Source organism: Peribacillus sp. NPDC076916, from assembly GCF_050269675.1.
Taxonomy (GTDB): Bacteria; Bacillota; Bacilli; order Bacillales; family DSM-1321; genus Peribacillus; species Peribacillus aracenensis.
In genome coordinates this window covers 547,058-564,595 of record NZ_JBNNIU010000002.1, presented here as the reverse complement: position 1 = coordinate 564,595, position 17,538 = coordinate 547,058, and the positions used below count along the sequence as shown (strand labels likewise).

Below are 17,538 nucleotides of genomic sequence, written 5' to 3'. Positions count from 1 at the left end.
GCATCCGGTTTTTTCCATTCAAATATGCTTTTTTATTTTATATTGCAAGGTCTGTCTTGGAATTTGCAATAGTTTCGATGCCTGGAAAACATTACCGTTCGTTTGAAGTAGAGCCTCGGTAATCAATTTTGTTTCCATCTCAATCATGGCCTCACGAAGCGGAAGGATTTTTTCTGATGGGGTGGGCTTTTTTAAAAATTGGGGCAAATCTTCAAGATTCAAAACATCATTCTCCGTATGGTTCATCATGAACTCTATCGTATGTTTAAGCTCCCTTACGTTTCCAGGCCAATGATATTTCCGAAAAAAAGTCTTAGCCTTCTCATCCATGCCTTTTATCGACAGTCCTAATTTACTGTTAAATGTGGATATGAAATGTTGAGAAAGAAGCTCTATATCATCAATCCGCTCCCTTAACGGAGGCAGCTCGTAGCTCAATACGTTCAATCGGTAAAACAAATCCGGCCTTAGCCTGTTTTCCGATACCTCCTTTTTCGGATCCATATTCATCGCTGCCATGATCCTGACATCCACCTGTACACTCTTTGTGCCGCCTATCCTCCTGATGAACCCATCTTCTAGCACACGCAGAAGCTTTGCCTGCAAGTCAATCGGCATCGATTGCAATTCATCCAAAAACAAAGTTCCGCCGTTTGCTAATTCAAACAATCCCTGACGTTCAACAGCACCAGTGTAGCTTCCTTTTGCCGTACCGAATAGAAGCGATTCCAATAAACTTTCTGGTAGGGCAGCACAATTTTGCGCTATGAAAGGTTCTTTACTGCGGCTCGAATCTTGGTGGATGCTTTGAACAAAAAGCTCTTTTCCTACACCGCTTTCCCCATAAACCAATACCGATGAGGAGGAGCGGGCAGCCTTTTTACCTTGTGCTATCAATCCTTTAAACCCATTATCTTTTGTCAGGATTTCCGCAAAAGAATACAATCCGCCGTTTGCAGGCATTTTCCTTTCAGGACTTTTGATCGTCTTGAGCGAGCTTTCCAGATCAGCTAACCTTTCAGATAATTGCTTCAACCTTGAATAATCCTTGGCAATTTCTATTGCACCTATCATAAACCCATCAACATATATGGGGAGCGTCGTATTTAGCGTCTCTATGATTCGTCCATGTGCATTTACATACGATTGACTATAGTTGTAGATTGGTTTTTCAGATTTAATGACCCGGAGTAAGGTCGATGATTTGTGATTCAAAGAAGGAAAGGCCTCAAGCAACGGTTTCCCAATGACCTCACTTCTTTTCATCCCATCATGATTGGCTGCCACTCCGTTATAAAAGATGGTCATTCCTTTTGGATCTATCACATGAATGCCTTCATCAATGGTTTCTAATATCGCTTCCAACACTTCACTTGTATTAAAAAATTCACTTGGCAAAATATCCCCCCTCAAGCCCTTCTTGCTAAATGTATATGAGGAAATGCCAAAAACTTGTCATCAACCGCCTAAAAATGAGCATTCAAGTTAAGTTTTTCACCCAAAGGTTCATATCTTCCAGTTTATCGAAGATATAACAATTATTAGCCAAACGTCCGCGGTACGAGTAACCATGCTGATGCAATGCAGCATTCATGCCGAATGAGAGCGACCTGGCAATCGAATAGATACAATAAATGCCATGTGAAATAAGATAGTCTTCAAGCGCGGAAATCAAGTGTTTCATCAAGCCGTACTGCCGGTGTTCCGGCAATGTCGCACAATCGGTGATTTCTGCATTATGGTAAAAGGAATTAATTTCTGCGGACGCAGCACTGACGATCCTCCCTTCATGGACAAAAACATAAAAAACCGTTCCCATTTCCATGCACTTTTCTACATATACCGGATCATTCATCGGTGTGGGATACACTTCGAAAACCTTACCATACAATTGGGCCAGCTGAAGTGCATCGGTAACTTCTGCTTTACGGCCTTGATAGGCTGACGGCGGATCATCCAGACCGGATTTTGCCGGCAGGCTCTGAACATCGGTAAGGATTTGATCTTCCTTCTCCCACTCTGCACTGTTGCGCCTTTCATTCCGGTTATATTTAACAAGGAAGAAACAATCGCTTCCCAAGAAGAATTTATCGATGCTTCCTTCATATAGAAAGCCTTGAGCAAGCAATGCCATAACGTTTTCCCTGCGTGATTTGAAGATGATTTTTTCTGCTGATACGCCTTTAGCCACCTTCAAAGATTCCTCCAAACAATCTTGAAAATGACCTAGATAATCATCAACCCTGATTCGCTTATTAAAATGGTCGATCGTAATATGTATGGTGCACCTTGGCTTTTGAATTCTTTTTTCAATGATTTTAGCCTCCATTTGTCCGCTCCTTTCACAGCTTCGAAAATTGTTGCGTAAGGTCTGACCCTTCCTGGAATCAGACCTTGGGAAAAATGATTAATCCTGTTCCACCCCACACCATTCAATAATGGTCAATGCGATGATTTCCGCTACCTCCATCATTTTATCCACCTCTATATATTCGTTCGAATCATGGGCCATCTTTGTTTCCCCTGGTCCAAACACAACTACTGGGGTAGAGCCAACCGATGAAAGATACCCTCCATCCGTCGCCCAAGGGGACGCTTCGACAAGCGGTTCTTCCCCTACCACTTTTTCATAGTATGTGCCAATTGTCTTCATAAGCGGGTGATTTATTTCGAGATTGCCAGGCAGCCATCTGGCCCCAAACCATTCTAATTCAATAGGTTTTTTTTTGAACCATGCATCAGTCCGGTTTAAAGCATCTATCCGCTCCTTCAGCGACTTTTGTGCCTCTTCCATGGTTTCTGTCGGGGCGATGCCGAATCTGCCTTCTAGAACGGCTGTATCCGGCACGGAGGAAGGCCAGTTCCCGCTTTGAATGCTACCTATGTTAATTGGAATCGGGATAGGGACATTTTTATAGAGTGAATGACGGAGTGACTCATTTCGTTCTTGTTCAAGCAACTTGATTTCATTCATTACACCAACCGCTTTATCTATTGCACTGACTCCTTCATACCTCGTGCCTCCATGTGCAGACTTGCCTTTTATTCTCAGTCGAAACCACATCGAACCTTGTTGTAAAGGGAATAGTTTCATATTTGTAGGCTCCGGAATGATTGCACCATCAGCTTTGTACCCCCGTATGACTGCCGCAAGTGTGCCGGCACCACCGCTTTCTTCTTCAATCACACTCTGGAATATGACATCTCCCTTCAATTGGATTCCAGATTCGACGATCGCTTCGATTGCGAGCAATAAAGATACATTGCCGCCTTTCATATCCGTCGTTCCCCGCCCGAAAACTTTCCCGTCTATCAACTTGCCGCTATATGGTTCATCGTGCCATGCTGCATGATCTCCTTCAGGAACTACATCAATATGCCCGTTTAAAATAAGGGATTTTCCATTGCCTGTTCCTCTTTTAATAGCCACAAGGTTCGGATTTCCTTTAAAATCCCTGCGGTCGCAATAAAAATGGGGATGTTTTCTTAAGTGTTCATCCCCGATTTCCCAAAGATCAATTTCTAGTCCAAGTTGTCTGCACTTCTCAACCACTATTGCTTGTGCACTTCCTTCTTGCCCCCTTTTGCTCGGTTCCTGAACCAGTTTTTGCAAAAGCTGAACCCCATTCAGCCGATGTTCCTTTAACCATGTTCTTATTTTTTCCTCATACATATCCATTCTCCTCTCTCATTCTTTTAAAATATGGATGTTTTCAGAGACGGTAAACGAGGCTTCGGTCCGATTCCTGATTTCCTGAATGCTGGACGTATCAAATACATCAGTTAATAGAAGGCCCTCCGAAGTTACGGAAAAAACGCCTAATTCGGTGATGATCATATGTACGCATTTCTTGGCAGTTAACGGCAACGTACATTTTTTGACTAATTTAGACATGCCCGCTTTATCGTTATGTTCCATCAAGACAATGACCTTTTTTGCCTTCGCAGCCAGCTCCATTGCACCGCCCATGCCTGGCACCCGCTTTCCCGGGACAATCCAATTAGCGAGGTCCCCCGCTTGACTTACTTGAAGGGCTCCTAGAATCGTGATATCCACCCTGCCTCGCCGTATCATCCCAAATGCAACAGTACTGTCGCAGTAAGAAGCACCGGCTCTAATGGTGATCGGCAGTCCCCCAGCATTGCAAAGATGCGGATCTTCCTTCCCCATTTCAGGAGTACTGCCAATTCCCACAAGGCCATTTTCTGCATGAAACATAACTTTATGATCATTCAAAAGATGATTCGGTACAAGTGATGGAATGCCAATTCCCAAATTGACAAGCATCCCATCGCTTATTTCTGCTGCTGCACGTTTCGCTATTCTGTTTCTATCTCCGGTTGCCAAACCCATTTCCAATCGACTCCTTTTGATGGAATGATATAATCCACAAAGGCACCGGGTACAATGATGTCCTCTGGATCCAAAGTGCCAAGCGAAACGATTTGCATGGCTTCGACTATAGTGATTTGACCGGCCGCAGCAACGATTGGATTCGTGTTCCTGGCACTTTTATCAAATATAAGATTTCCATAAGGATCTGCCATTTCTGCGTAAACAATGGCGATATCCGCAGTTAATGCCGGTTCCACCATATAATTTTTCTTACCTATCTTGACGGTTTGCTTGCCGTCCCGGACGATATCGGCGTCAATTCCAATATCAGTCAATACCCCGCCGAGTCCCATCCCTCCGGCCCGGATGCGTTCGACAAGTGTCCCTTGCGGAGAGAACTCCACTTCGAGTTCTCCATTGTTCATTAATAGTCCTGCATTGGGATTCGAACCGATATGGGAAACGATGATTTTCTTCGCACGGCGTTGGGTGACCAGTTTTCCGATTCCGATATCGGGGAAACCTGTATCGTTCCCAATCAAGGTTAAATCCTTAATACCTGATTCCAAAATCAGGTTGATCAATCCCGGAGGCGTCCCTATGCCGCCGAATCCCCCAAACAGGATGGACTGTTTATCTTTAAAGTGATGGCGGACATCCTCCAAACGACAAATCTTCTGGAATGTATTTTCCGCCACTATGACTCACTTCCTTGTTGTAATGGCCGTTTACCTATCGATTCTTTAAATTGTCTAAAAGTTATATCGACCCTCATTAACAGTTCAGCACACTCCTCTTCCGATATCGTTAACGGCGGGGAGATGATGATCGCTGACCCTGTTACACCGTCAAGGCCTGCAGCTGCGGGATAAAGAAGTATTCCATTCCTCATTCCCAATTCAATGATTTCATTAGTCACGTCTGCCTCCTTCGGAAATGGGGCCTTCGTTGCTTTATCCTGGACAAATTCGATGCCAATCAATAAACCTCTCCCGCGTATATCACCGATAAAGGAATACTTCCCTGCCAACTTTTTCAGGCCCCTAATCAGGTAATTCCCTCTGTCGGCTGATTTTTCGACAAGTTCATTCCTTTCGACATATTCTAAAACGGCCAAAGATACCGAACACGATAACGGATTTGCACTTAGAGTATGGCCTCCTATAATTGACTTCGACCCTTTCATTATGGGCTCCATCACGTTTTTGGTCATTACTGCGGCCGCGATCGGTGTATACCCTCCGCTCATACCTTTACCAAATGTTACGATATCAGGCTCCACATTCCAATATTCAGAAGCAAGCATCTTACCCGTGCGTCCAAATCCGGTCATTACTTCATCCGCAATGAATAAAATTTCATTCTCTTCGCAGATTTTCTTGAGTTTTCGAAAATAGCCATCAGGAGGAACAATGGCCCCTCCGGCTGCGCCGATAACAGGTTCTGCAATGAAAGCCGCTATATTTTCACTGCCAATACGCCGGATTGATGCTTCCAATTCCGAAGCACAGGACATTCCACACGTATGTGGATCAAGTTGAAGTGGACATCGGTAACAATATGGAGGAGATACAGAAGGATATGATTCAAGCATAGGAGTAAATCTTTCCCGGCGTATCGGATGTCCAGACATTGAAAGAGCTCCCATCGTGATGCCATGGTAGCTCATCCATCTCGATATGATTTTTTGTTTCTTGGGCTTCCCTTTTTCCTGCCAATGCTGGATGGCAATTTTCAATGCCGTTTCAGTCGCTTCGGAGCCGCTGTTTACAAAAAAGCTGTATGTCAGTTCCCCTTTGGTCAATTCCGCAATTTTTCCGGCAAGTTTCTCCGCAGCATCGCTGGTAAATTGGGAACGATACACAAATGAAACCTGTTTAGCCTGTTTTATCATCGCTTCAATGATTTCCTGGACTCCATGGCCAATATTGGCTGTAACTGCACCGGAAGAAGCATCAAGGTATTCCTTTCCATCTTTGTCGTATAAAAACACTCCCTGACCATGACTGATAGTCGGGTAGGCTCCTCCCAGGACCGGTTTGATCAATGAAGACTGCTCCATAAGCCCACACACTCCTTCTCTTTAAAAACAAATGCAATATAGTAAAGTGTATGTCCAGATGAAAGCAATCTTGCTAAAGAAATTAGCCTAAGCATGTTAACGGATAAATTTCTTGCTCTCATGAGTGATTGTCCAAAAAAGGTGACAAAAAAAGTGTATCCGCGAGAGATACACTTTTTTTCTTACAATGCGCTATTTAGTTTTTCTTCACGAATTGACTCCAAAAAACTTTCATCCTTTAAAACAGCCAGCACATTTTTATAAAAAGCAGTTTTATCGATAACTGAAGTATGCACATATTCATACTCTTTTAAAGACGGATGACGCAAAACATTTTTCATGCAGGAATGACAAACTTTTTTAGTTCCTAACTTATAATAGTTCAAGTTACTTGCATCCCCATTAGAAGTATCTTCGTTACAAACGAAACATGTATGGCTCACACGGCCTTTTTTATTATACTCGGCCAAAGCCCCTTCTAAACGAATGGATGCTGGAATTGTTAATAACACATAATCACCTTTTCTATTTTAAATCTCTTAGTATTATATCAGAAAAATATAGAATTTGAACTATTAGACTCATATTCCCTAATAATGCTTGTAAAATAGGACTATTTCCAGGGCTGACAAGAGGAAAGACTCCTAAAATACACCCTAATGTAAAATATATTCATGCATATCCCGAACAGATTAAAACACCGTTCACTTTTGAACGGCGTCTTCACACTATGTCATGGATGGATTTGGATCGTCGCTTTTCCGTTCTTCACCTTCATTACTGCCTCTGAACCAACCGGCACCGTTACAAATGGATGAACATGACCAAAGTTGGCATTAGCGATCACGGGTATGCCATTTATCTCCTTTTTGGCGGCGATGATTTCCTGCAACGCATATTCCGTCATTCCTGAATCCTTTTGGAAACGGCCGATGACGATTCCTTTAATCCCACTTGCACCTGGCTGATGGAGCAAGGATTGTAAATCCCGGTCAAAACTGAATGGGTGGCTTTCTTCGTCATCTTCTATGAAAAGAATACTGTCCTTTAAAGAGGGCATGTACTCTGTACCTTGTAATAGATTGAGTGTACAAAGATTTCCCCCAATGATTGTCCCAGCAGCTTCACCTTCCTGAATGACCATGTATCCAGCATTCGGGTGGAAGGTGCGGTCATCCTGCTCTAAATGCCATGAATCATCACTCCACGTTTCACTTGGATCAAGATAAAAGCCTTCACTTTCAATTACAGCCTTTTTAAAATATTCCATCGTATATTCCAGACCAGCCTTCATCCCGAACGTCGAGAAATGAGGACCTGAATATGTAGTTAAGCCTGTTTTATTATATATGGCCAATAAAATTGCAGTTATATCACTATACCCCATCAACACTTTTGGATTTTCCTTAATCAAATCATAGTCGATATACCGTAACAATTGGTTAGCATTATATCCCCCGATGGCTGTAAAAATCCCCTTCACATTCGGATCCCTGAACGCATCATGCAAATCCTCGATCCGGTCTTCGATCGAATTCGAGAAAAAGTCATCATGGAACAAAACCGTTTCACCATACGTCACTTTAAAACCAAGCTCAGTCAATCTTTCTTCTGCCAATCTGCGTTGTTCCCCTTTGACAATCGCCAAGCTTCTTGAAGGAGCGATTACGCGTATTTCATCCCCTGCTTTTAAACGGGAAGGTTTCATATCTTTATCCCCCTAAATTAATTACATTCTGTCGTTATTTTAGCAGAAATGGTGAACAAAGAAAAACCAAGACCCTTAATGGCATTCACACAACTCATTTTACTTCCTGATTGGCCTAATTTACCTCCTCAATGAGATTCAATCGTCATTCCCGACGTGCCATAATCAGGATTGGAAAAAGGAATGGTTATGCATCTCCTGTCTCATTTGGATTACATGTTTTTTCAATCAGAGACCTGGAATCTAAAAGGTCCACCGTCCCCCCACCAATTTCCTTACATAAAGAAAAGACCAGCTATCAACTGGTCTTTGGGTTATTGCCTTAGCAGCAGAATGAAGCGCCGATGATGATCAATAGAATGAACAAGACAACGATTAATGCGAAACCTGATCCAAATCCGCAACCGCCGCCGTATCCGTATCCACCTCCACCATAACCGTACCCTGGTCCTGCAACATTTCCACCATATCCGTACATAAAGTTTCACTCCTTTTAGAATTCTGATTTCTCTTTACACCTTACCATATGTCAATACGCCCGCCTCGGTCTGTGCATTTGCCCATTTTTCTGGATTTTAGAAAAAACTTCAATCAACACCATCTTCACCGCTAATCATTCAATGTCTGAAATACCACAATTAACCATGAAAAATGTCAAAAAACGTTTTATATTTATTGTGTTACTTCAAAATTGGGATATAATAAGGAAAAAAACAATTCTTAGCCTTTTTAAGCTATCTCATACCTGCATGGATACATAAAAGGCAATACGGGGGAACATAATTGAAAACGAACGCAAAATCCTTCATCCCTTTCGCTGCAATTGCCACGATCCTTCTAATCAGCTATATCCTTCAAAAAGTCCCAAAAACTTATGGATCAGATGATTCGATAAATGTATATCAAAAATTCCAATCAGACCAGCCCATTCAGTATCTTGTCATTGGTGACAGTATCGGAAGAGGGTCCGGAGCTGAAAATCCTAATCTAACATGGTTCAAACAGTTGGAAAATAAGATGAATGATGCCAATGATATACCTTTACACGGTGACTATGTGGTCCAAAGCGGATCCACTGCTTTTGAAGGGCTATTCAAGCTCTCCCAAAGAAGGGAGCATGATCATAAAGATCTGATTTTCTTCGTTTTTGGTGAAAATGACCGCAAATATATGAATGTCGATGATTTTACCATGACATATGAAGCGTTAATGAGGAAGGCAAAACGCCTCCACCCTAATGCTGAATTATTCACAATAACAGAGAGTTCCTTGAAATATGAAGAATTTGCTTCAGCCATCGGACTTTTATCCAAACACTACGGTGCAACGAATGTGGATATGCGACCAATATTCAAAAATTCAGGATATACGGAAAAGCAGCTAACCAGAGATTTGATTCATCCAAATGGCCTTGGTTATAAATTATATGCTGATGCTATTTATGAACGGTTCCTTGATAACATCAAACAGGAAAAGGCTGTAGCAGGCCTTCCATCTAAGCTGCATGCCCGTTCTGAATTTGAATTATCGGAAATTGACCACTATGAAAAAATGAGCGGGTTCCGTCCAAGGGGCGGCTATTTTACTAGCAGTGAAAAGGGCAGTGTGATTGAATATACCTTCAAAGGGAGTATGCTTGGTGTGAAACTGCTTAGAAGTCCTGATGGCGGGGAAGTGAACGTATGGATCGACGGAAATGAAATCACGACTTTGAATACGTGGTGGCCATTTGCCCGTGAAAGATATTTATTTGTCACAAATGGGCTCCGTCCCGGTTCACATACTGTCCGGTTTGAGGTGACTGGCAGGACTAAGGCAATGGAACTTACCACCATTCCATTTGTCCGGATCGCATCAATCATCACGGATTGAATCCCACCCAATATTAAAATAACCCCCTATCTATTTCTGATAGGGGGTTTTCCAATCAATCAAAAAGCTTTTTGTATTCTCCGTATCCTTCTCTTTCAAGATCTTGGAGCGGGATGAACCTTAATGAAGCAGAATTGATGCAATATCGTAAGCCCGATGGTCCCGGTCCATCATTGAAAACATGACCCAGATGGGAATCGGCCGTTTTTGAGCGAACTTCGATCCTTCTCATACCATAACTCGTATCGAGGTTTTCCACCACTTCCTCTTCTTTAAGCGGTTTAGTGAAGCTTGGCCAACCGCAGCTTGAATCGAACTTTTCCTTTGAAGTGAAAAGAGGATTACCTGAAACGATATCCACATATAATCCTTCCTCCTTCATGTTCCAATATTCATTGTTAAAGGCGGGTTCCGTTCCATTATTTTGTGTAACTTCATATTGAATCGGAGTGAGTTTCTTTTTTAATTCTTCTTTACTTTTCATTTTTTTCCCCCCAGTGATGTTGTATGAATGCTTTGCGTCCTGAGCCGATCGAATATCTTTCATAATGCTCAGGTTGCTTTTTATAATAATGCTGGTGGTATGTCTCAGCCGGATAGAATGTTTTGGCTGGTATTATCGGAGTTACGATCGGTGCAGAAAATTTCCCGCTCGCCTGCAGCTTGGCTTTGGATGCTTCTGCAATTTCACGTTGGTTTTCGTCATGATAAAAAATCGCCGTTTGATAGGAACTTCCCCGGTCATAAAATTGCCCGCCAGCATCTGTCGGGTCAATTTGCTGCCAAAACAACTCGATAATCTTCTCATATGGATATACGATTGGATCAAAGGTGATCTGAACGGCTTCATAATGTCCCGTGGTTTCAGAACAAACTTCTTTGTATGTGGGATTTTTCGTAGTCCCGCCTGTATAGCCTGAGATAACGGATTCGATGCCAGGCTGTTCATCGAACGGTTTCACCATGCACCAGAAACATCCACCTGCGAATGTTGCTTTCTCTAATTGCTTTGTCAAATGAAAATCCTCCTTTTTTACAAACCATCCATTGAATGCATTTTAACGCTTTTATTTTACCCTGTAAAATAATATGCCGATCGAACCTCTTTACGAAAATGGTCCATTCCCTTTTAAAAAATGAGACACATGCCCAAGCATAATTACATATGTTAAAAACATAATGGAAAAATGAGAGGTGTTGGAAATGAGCGATAAACAATCATATTCACAAAAATCGGTAACATATGATTTACTATCGTCTTATAATAAAAACAGCGATCCGCAATTCCAAGATTATTATTACCATAAGCATTTGAAAAATCTCGAAAAAGCAACAAAACAACTGGAATTTGCACAACTGGATATCACACTGCCGGCACAAGTTCGCTTTTTACACGCTGTCCCGACAGCTCCCTCATTTGATGTTTATGCAAATGAAATGCTTATCCTCAAAAGTTTCTCATATAAAGAGAACAATGGTTATTTACCACTGCCTCCTGGCAAGCACCAATTGGATATATACCTCAGCAGCCAAAGCACCTTACCTCTTTTAAGCCGTAAATTGGCCCTCGAAAGCGGGAGCTCCTATACCATTGCTCTAGCGCCTCCACAGGCTAATGAATCGTTGAAAGTGTTACCTTTCGAGGATAATCCATTTGTTCCTCCGAATGAAGCGAAGGTTCGATTCATCCAGCTTTCACATGATTTACTCTCGGTGGATATTGCCGTCAAAGATGGAGATGTCGTTTTTGATCAACTCCATTTCAGGAAAGCAAGCGAATATCTTAATATTCATCCAATGATAATTGACTTCGAAGTGAGGATATCGGGAACAAAAGAGATCGCACTCCCTTTGCCAAACAAGGCTTTCCAAGATAATACACCCTCCACCATTTATATAATCGGATCGAATCGGGAATCATCTTCACTAGAATCCCTAATGCTCTCTCCATAATGGATAAAAAGAATTGATATGGAAGGCTCTTTTCGTAAAGATTGTTGTTTTTAAAAACTAAACGATTTAAGGATGATTGGAGCGCAAGTGCGAGACTCCTGCGGGAGCAACGGGACAGGTGAGACCCCACAGGAGTTTACGCCGAGGATCACCGCCCGCCCCGCGGAAAGCGAGCATCTGGAGGGGAAATTAACCACACCGCTTTACTTGGTGAATAGCAACAAAGTACGTGAAAACAGCCATATGGAAATAGTAAGGTAACTCACCATTTGTTCACAACCAATATTTAGCATTTTAATCGAATCTCCAAGTCCCCTGTATTTAGACTTGATGATTCATAAGAACAGATACTCGTTCCTTCTAGGAGAGGGCTGTTATTTAATTTTACTAATAAGTTTTTTATACTGTAAATCACCATATCCTATTGTTGGGAAGTGGATAAATAACCTGTTAATCAATTGTGGTTCTGGCAGGCCTTTATTTTTAGAAATATAATTTGTAACTGGATTATCTTCTTTTAACATTTCTAAATATATGTCTATTGCCTGATACATTACTGGCAATACTTCAATTGATGTTTTTGTATGATTTAATAATACATCTTCATATACCGTTAAATAGTTGCCTAATTTAAGTTCAGTTTGCCTTACTTTAAATTCATCCTCTCTAAAACTGTTCAAGAACACTCTACCGCTATAATCGCCCTGTTCAAGGTAAGCAAGGATTGTAAGAAGATTCATTTGGCAAAACATATCTTCACCAAACCACAAAACGATGCATTCATAATCTTTGTTAAATAGATTATTTAATGGATTAATTACCTTGTCGATATAACTTTCAACTAATTCATGGTGTCCTATCGCTCTTGTTTTTATGAATTCCTCATTAAAAATGTTCTTAGTAGTTGTATTTACACACATAGCTTCGTTAAATGGAGCATAGTCTGTATTCCTCATTAGTTTTTTATCTTTAAACTCATCATACATAGCTTGGCCATTCAATATATTGAGTACATATTCGTCAAACAACTCTCTTTGTTGGTTGTGTATTTGATCAATCTCGATTTTTCTCGAAAAATTCATTCTGCACCACCCTTTTTTTATGAATAGTGAGCTTATTGAATGATTGAACCGGCATCCTGTTAAGTTGAAATTCTCTAGGACTAATGCCAAAAACAGTTTTAAACGCCCTACTATATGCTTCTTGCGAAGAATAATCATAATCAAAACCAATATCAATTATTCTCTAACCACTTACTAAATCATTTGTAGATAAGTAAAGCCTTCTAAGGAGCATATAACGCCTAATACTTATACCTGTCATTTGGTGGAATTTAAACGCGCAATAATAAGGCGAGTATCCCAGATCATCGTCAAGTTCATCTAAAGAAAATTTATATTTTATATGGTTTTCAATCCAATCAATCATTATTTGTATATTCATATAATTCACCTCTAACTGAAATTATAAGTGGGATCCATTTCATTTATTTGATATTTCTTGTGATTTAAATAAACTTTAAAAGTCTTCCCTTATATCTTACTTTATCTCAGAAATTGATAAGTCATCTAAATAATCAGGGTTTTAGGTTTTTTTCAACCAAAGGGGGCGTAAAAAAAACCACACATTTTAGACATATCTAAAATGCGTGGTCCTTTTATCATCAAATACTTAACACATCTAACCTGGTCTTTCTTCCATTTACTCGCTTTCACTGTAAAGATGATGGGATGGTCAATAAAAATGAAATGTCATCATTTTCAAGGTCGAATTCTTTCGCCTTCACCCTAATATCACTTTTCAGTTCCATATCCTGTAATGACACATAAATACTTTCGTCATTGGGACTGATGCTAACCCAATCCGGCATGCTATAACGCTCATTTATTAAATTCATTACATATGAAACAGGAAGGTTCATTTTTCCGACTGCAATTGATTTTTGTTTTAAGATCAAATCCCCATTTTTTTGGGCAATTGGTTCAAAAGTCAATTTCATTTCCACTTCACGGTTGAAAAATGGCATCGTTCCATATAACTCAACTTCATCCGTCAAATACACTTCATAGTGAATGGATCCCGTGAGCCCTTCTTTATCCAAATACTGGTTGATTAATCTCGTCAAATCTTCCCGATTTGTGTGAACTTGAAATTGGATATCTTCTTCATGGCTTACTTTCGGTATCAGCTCTTTATCTTTAGTCGGCAGATTAACTAAAATCGTTACAAACAGGATGACCAGGATGTTTAGGGCTAATAGGGAAATAAACAAAGTCTTCCATTTGACATTTGTCATTCTTGGTCATCATCTCCTTTGGCACTAGCTTCCAATGTGTCCTTTCCGATAGTGGTAATATCCATATCATTATAGATTCTTGTCGCGATTAACTCATAGCCGCGGTCATTTGGGTGAAAATAATCCTCGGCATACAGCAAATCTTCTTCGGAATTCTCGAAAATGTCTGCTATATCAATAAAATAGGCTGAATCATATTCTTCGATAATCTCTTTCCCGCTTTCATTCCAATCATTCATGATCATATCAAGTTCGTAAAAATCTGCGAACCATTTGGAAAATGGATTATAAACGCCCACAAGATAAATTTGCGCATGATCATTTTCGGAACGAACCTTATCAAGTATCTGCCTTAATCTTTTTTCATACCCTATTTTCGCAAAATCAAACTGATTCAGTTCCAAGTCCGAGAAATTCTGCTTAAAGACCTTCATGATATCATTTCCACCAATCGTGACGACAACCGAATCAGCTTGCTTTATGTCTTCTTTAATCCTAGCTTTATCCAGTCTTTTCAATAGTTGGTCGGTCCTATTTCCACGTATGCCATGATTAATCATCTCAACGGAAGTAATCGATGGTTCTTTTTCCAGCTTATTTTGTAAATAAGGCAGATAGCCGCCATTATCTTTACTATCGCCGACACCTTGAGTCAAGGAATCGCCAATCGATACGATTTTCACAGGGTCCGGAAAAAAGCTGGCAGGAATGGTTTCCTTTTTACTCAGCTCAACTATGCTTTTCTGCTGAACAGATGGCTGATTTGAGGCTGTTTCACTTTGGCCGCAGCCCGAGATCCAAACTAAGCATATGAAAAGACAGGTGATTCTGTACCTCATGACCCTCACCTTCCTACCCATATATTATATCATGCAGAAAACGAATGATTGCAAACAATATATCTTCTTTTTCATTGTACTTTTAGCTTGAGCCTTCCTTACTATACCATATGAAAAATGCAGTGAATTAAAGCTAGTCCTATAAAAATTAGCATGTACTGAGCATGCAAAATCATTCTTCACTTCCGCTGTTTCTTCAAAAACAAATTGGCATTTTTTCACCATCGCTTAAGCCCTAATGAAGCCATTGTAAAATGATGGATGAAAACAGAAAGAACAGGTCATTTAACCTGTTCAATAATTCTGTAAAATTTTAATATGCTTAATGATTTCATCAAAGGGAATATCTTGCAGACCTGTATAATCCATGATGATCTTTCCTTCTTGATCAATTAGAAAAAAGCTGGTCCCATGTATCACCTGATCTTCTGCTTCAGGTTTTTTGACGATCGTTTTAAAGTTATCCAATGCAAACTGCTCGATTTCTTCCTGACCATAACCGGTCAGAAAGTGCCAATTTCCGTAATCTACATTAAATTGGTCGCCATACCTTTTTAAAACATCAGGTTTGTCAATTTCCGGGTCCACGGAAAATGAAACGAACTCAACATCCGTAATACCTTCATCCTTCAATTGCTGCTGCAGCTTCGTCATATTAGAAGTCATGGGGAGGCAGACAGTCTCGCAGCTTGTGAATATAAAATCCGCTACCCAAACCTTTCCTTTTAGATCGCTTTTTGAGAAAGGTTTACCCTCCTGATCAATGTAACTGAAATCTTCAAGGTCCCAATTTTTAGCATCAGGTACACCATTGGAACCGCATGCTGCCAGCAGCAAAAAAATTGATGCTCCCATAGCTGCCATAAGCAAATGCAGCTTTCTCATCCCTACCCCGTCCTTTATGTATAAAATATTCTGTTACTTCATTTATTCTAACAGACCAATCGTAATGAGAACAGCAACTATTTCTACGAATTAAAGACAATTGTAAAGTGACAAAACCTCAGCCATATGCAGTTTCATATGTTTCGTCCATATCAGTCCCAATAATACATGATTGCCATGGCGCCTTCACCTGTATGAGTACTGACAACGGCCGTTGTTGCTTCTATCTTTATATCTTTATATCCTGTTAAGTCTGCAATGGCCTGGCGGACCTTATCCGCTATTTCGAGTCCATTCGCATGTACAAAACCAATGCCACTAATTTTTTTTCCTTGTGTATCTTCTTTGAATTTCTTGACGATGAACTTCACGACCTGTGACTGGCTCCTGGCTTTGGATACAGGATTCAGTACACCATCATCCAGAAGTGCAATCGGCTTTATGTGCAGCAATGAACCGATAAAAGCAGAAACTTTGCCAATCCTTCCACCCTTAACGAGGTTATCAAGAGTTTCTATGACAATGATTAAACTTGACTGCTTTTTAATATGTTCCAATCGTTCAATTATCTCGGCTACGGATTTCCCTTCCTTCGCCATCTTCGCTGCCTCGATCACCTGAAATGACATCGCTTTAGAAATGAATTTAGAATCAAGAACGGTAACCTTCGCTTCAGACATGCTAGCTGCGCTTTCCGCTGAGCGAACGGTGCCGCTCATGCCTCCTGTCATATGTATGGAAATAATCTCGCTGCCGTCTTTTCCGAGTTCATCATATACCTCCACAAAGGTACCTACAGCTGGTTGTGAGCTTTTTGGCAGTTCTTTTGACTGGTTCATCCTTTTCAGGAATTCCTCTTGTTCGATTTCAACCTTATCCAAAAAGGTCTCCCCATCTATAAAGATGGATAAAGGGACCATTGTTATCTCATAAAATTCCAGTTCCTCTGGTGTCATATCCACTGTCGAGTCTGTTACTATCTTTACTTTATTCATCATTACACATCCCTAACTTAACATATCTATTGTATTATACCTATTCAAGGTACTCATTCAAACCAAAGGTCTTCTTTTTAAAGTGAAGTGATACTATTCTATTGAAATGATTACACAAAAAAAGACCGTTCCATGAGCTAACCTGAACACATGCCCGATTTATTCGATATTGCTTGGCATTGTGTCATCTCTTTTAACGGAGAAGTTAGCTATGGAACAGTCCGCATTAAGCATTATTGAGTAAACTTCCAAAAAAAAGCTTGTTATAGACGGGCCATTTGAGTACGGATGCTAAATAATGCTTAAATGAGTAATTTTCTTTATGATCTTTATTGGCAAAAACCTTCTTAACAAACACTTCCAAACGCACGGTCAACATAAAAAAATTCGGATCACTAGGCAGTAAGACAGGTATTTCTGAAATTGTAACCTTATGTCCAAAACAATCTTTGAATTCCAAGCATTTGAACATCAAAATATCAATCCTCATTTTTAACCGATTGCTTACATTATACACAATAAATCCAAAAGTATAAATATTCAAATGTGGAAAAAAACAGAGAAATCAGATTGACTTTCATAAAAAAAAAGA

18 protein-coding genes and 1 pseudogene are annotated in these 17,538 nt (G+C 40.4%); 2 read left to right on the top strand and 17 right to left on the bottom strand.

Translation table 11 applies throughout. The features are described from left to right. Window positions 1-18: 18 nt before the first annotated feature. The 9 genes from ACQKFG_RS07725 to ACQKFG_RS07685 all read right to left on the bottom strand — a co-directional run bounded on the left by ACQKFG_RS07725 (window position 19) and on the right by ACQKFG_RS07685 (window position 8,584). Window positions 19-1,398, bottom strand: a complete 1,380-nt coding sequence (locus tag ACQKFG_RS07725; RefSeq protein WP_427557576.1) for a sigma-54 interaction domain-containing protein — start codon at window positions 1,396-1,398, stop codon at window positions 19-21. Between the two features lie 82 nt (window positions 1,399-1,480). Beyond that, entirely contained in the window at window positions 1,481-2,329 is an 849-nt protein-coding gene (ablB, locus tag ACQKFG_RS07720; RefSeq protein WP_192205170.1) for a putative beta-lysine N-acetyltransferase, read from the bottom strand. A gap of 78 nt (window positions 2,330-2,407) precedes the next feature. Then, a complete protein-coding gene (locus ACQKFG_RS07715) occupies window positions 2,408-3,679 on the bottom strand; it encodes a peptidase (RefSeq protein WP_427557573.1) in 1,272 nt (423 codons plus the stop codon). Window positions 3,680-3,688: 9 nt separating this feature from the next. After that, window positions 3,689-4,354, bottom strand: a complete 666-nt coding sequence (locus ACQKFG_RS07710; RefSeq protein WP_260288142.1) for a 3-oxoacid CoA-transferase subunit B — start codon at window positions 4,352-4,354, stop codon at window positions 3,689-3,691. After that, window positions 4,321-5,010, bottom strand: a complete 690-nt coding sequence (locus ACQKFG_RS07705; protein ID WP_427558226.1) for a CoA transferase subunit A — start codon at window positions 5,008-5,010, stop codon at window positions 4,321-4,323. The genes ACQKFG_RS07710 and ACQKFG_RS07705 overlap by 34 nt, the downstream gene beginning before the upstream one ends. Window positions 5,011-5,033: 23 nt before the next feature. Beyond that, window positions 5,034-6,398: an aspartate aminotransferase family protein gene (locus ACQKFG_RS07700; protein WP_427557570.1), complete on the bottom strand. Its 1,365-nt coding sequence runs from the start codon at window positions 6,396-6,398 to the stop codon at window positions 5,034-5,036. Window positions 6,399-6,580: 182 nt separating this feature from the next. Then, window positions 6,581-6,910: a hypothetical protein gene (locus tag ACQKFG_RS07695; protein ID WP_076366028.1), complete on the bottom strand. Its 330-nt coding sequence runs from the start codon at window positions 6,908-6,910 to the stop codon at window positions 6,581-6,583. A 221-nt stretch (window positions 6,911-7,131) separates the two neighbouring features. After that, entirely contained in the window at window positions 7,132-8,106 is a 975-nt protein-coding gene (locus ACQKFG_RS07690) for a S66 peptidase family protein (protein WP_349728201.1), read from the bottom strand. A 322-nt stretch (window positions 8,107-8,428) separates the two neighbouring features. Next, a complete protein-coding gene (locus ACQKFG_RS07685) occupies window positions 8,429-8,584 on the bottom strand; it encodes a YjcZ family sporulation protein (RefSeq protein WP_427557567.1) in 156 nt (51 codons plus the stop codon). 305 nt (window positions 8,585-8,889) lie between these two features. On the opposite strand from ACQKFG_RS07685, the gene ACQKFG_RS07680 reads away from it, so the two are divergent. After that, complete coding sequence (locus ACQKFG_RS07680) at window positions 8,890-9,978, top strand: GDSL-type esterase/lipase family protein (protein WP_427557564.1); 1,089 nt, start codon at window positions 8,890-8,892, stop codon at window positions 9,976-9,978. Between the two features lie 55 nt (window positions 9,979-10,033). On the opposite strand, the gene msrB is transcribed toward ACQKFG_RS07680, so the two are convergent. Then, window positions 10,034-10,462, bottom strand: a complete 429-nt coding sequence (msrB, locus tag ACQKFG_RS07675; protein WP_427557561.1) for a peptide-methionine (R)-S-oxide reductase MsrB — start codon at window positions 10,460-10,462, stop codon at window positions 10,034-10,036. Next, the gene (gene msrA / locus ACQKFG_RS07670) at window positions 10,452-10,994 is read right to left on the bottom strand and encodes a peptide-methionine (S)-S-oxide reductase MsrA (protein WP_427557558.1); all 543 of its coding nucleotides are present in this window, start codon (window positions 10,992-10,994) and stop codon (window positions 10,452-10,454) included. Before msrA ends, msrB begins: the two co-directional genes overlap by 11 nt. A gap of 187 nt (window positions 10,995-11,181) precedes the next feature. Here msrA and ACQKFG_RS07665 point away from each other — a divergent pair, with 187 nt between their 5' ends. After that, a complete protein-coding gene (locus ACQKFG_RS07665) occupies window positions 11,182-11,931 on the top strand; it encodes a DUF4397 domain-containing protein (protein WP_427557555.1) in 750 nt (249 codons plus the stop codon). 374 nt (window positions 11,932-12,305) lie between these two features. Here the strand turns inward: ACQKFG_RS07665 and ACQKFG_RS07660 are convergent. The 6 genes and pseudogenes from ACQKFG_RS07660 to ACQKFG_RS07635 form a co-directional block, all read right to left on the bottom strand. Beyond that, window positions 12,306-13,374, bottom strand: a pseudogene (locus tag ACQKFG_RS07660) (helix-turn-helix domain-containing protein). Window positions 13,375-13,642: 268 nt separating this feature from the next. Then, a complete protein-coding gene (locus tag ACQKFG_RS07655; protein WP_192205179.1) occupies window positions 13,643-14,227 on the bottom strand; it encodes a YpmS family protein in 585 nt (194 codons plus the stop codon). Further along, complete coding sequence (locus tag ACQKFG_RS07650; RefSeq protein ID WP_427557552.1) at window positions 14,224-15,066, bottom strand: SGNH/GDSL hydrolase family protein; 843 nt, start codon at window positions 15,064-15,066, stop codon at window positions 14,224-14,226. Before ACQKFG_RS07650 ends, ACQKFG_RS07655 begins: the two co-directional genes overlap by 4 nt. A gap of 294 nt (window positions 15,067-15,360) precedes the next feature. Then, on the bottom strand, window positions 15,361-15,951 hold the full coding sequence (locus ACQKFG_RS07645; RefSeq protein ID WP_192205181.1) for an SCO family protein: 591 nt from the start codon (window positions 15,949-15,951) through the stop codon (window positions 15,361-15,363). Window positions 15,952-16,103: 152 nt separating this feature from the next. Then, a complete protein-coding gene (locus ACQKFG_RS07640; protein WP_427557549.1) occupies window positions 16,104-16,946 on the bottom strand; it encodes a DegV family protein in 843 nt (280 codons plus the stop codon). Between the two features lie 226 nt (window positions 16,947-17,172). Continuing rightward, window positions 17,173-17,418, bottom strand: a complete 246-nt coding sequence (locus tag ACQKFG_RS07635; protein WP_223255914.1) for a DUF2535 family protein — start codon at window positions 17,416-17,418, stop codon at window positions 17,173-17,175. Window positions 17,419-17,538: the final 120 nt, after the last annotated feature.

Bases quoted from the DNA above. Each gene is read 5' to 3' on its own strand.
- ablB (WP_192205170.1), bottom strand. From the start codon at position 2,329: ATGGAGGCTAAAATCATTGAAAAAAGAATTCAAAAGCCAAGGTGCACC.
- ACQKFG_RS07715 (WP_427557573.1), bottom strand. From the start codon at position 3,679: ATGGATATGTATGAGGAAAAAATAAGAACATGGTTAAAGGAACATCGG.
- ACQKFG_RS07710 (WP_260288142.1), bottom strand. From the start codon at position 4,354: ATGGGTTTGGCAACCGGAGATAGAAACAGAATAGCGAAACGTGCAGCA.
- ACQKFG_RS07700 (WP_427557570.1), bottom strand. From the start codon at position 6,398: ATGGAGCAGTCTTCATTGATCAAACCGGTCCTGGGAGGAGCCTACCCG.
- ACQKFG_RS07690 (WP_349728201.1), bottom strand. From the start codon at position 8,106: ATGAAACCTTCCCGTTTAAAAGCAGGGGATGAAATACGCGTAATCGCT.
- ACQKFG_RS07685 (WP_427557567.1), bottom strand. From the start codon at position 8,584: ATGTACGGATATGGTGGAAATGTTGCAGGACCAGGGTACGGTTATGGT.
- msrB (WP_427557561.1), bottom strand. From the start codon at position 10,462: ATGAAAAGTAAAGAAGAATTAAAAAAGAAACTCACTCCGATTCAATAT.
- ACQKFG_RS07665 (WP_427557555.1), top strand. From the start codon at position 11,182: ATGAGCGATAAACAATCATATTCACAAAAATCGGTAACATATGATTTA.
- ACQKFG_RS07655 (WP_192205179.1), bottom strand. From the start codon at position 14,227: ATGACAAATGTCAAATGGAAGACTTTGTTTATTTCCCTATTAGCCCTA.
- ACQKFG_RS07650 (WP_427557552.1), bottom strand. From the start codon at position 15,066: ATGAGGTACAGAATCACCTGTCTTTTCATATGCTTAGTTTGGATCTCG.
- ACQKFG_RS07645 (WP_192205181.1), bottom strand. From the start codon at position 15,951: ATGAGAAAGCTGCATTTGCTTATGGCAGCTATGGGAGCATCAATTTTT.
- ACQKFG_RS07640 (WP_427557549.1), bottom strand. From the start codon at position 16,946: ATGAATAAAGTAAAGATAGTAACAGACTCGACAGTGGATATGACACCA.
- ACQKFG_RS07635 (WP_223255914.1), bottom strand. From the start codon at position 17,418: ATGTTCAAATGCTTGGAATTCAAAGATTGTTTTGGACATAAGGTTACA.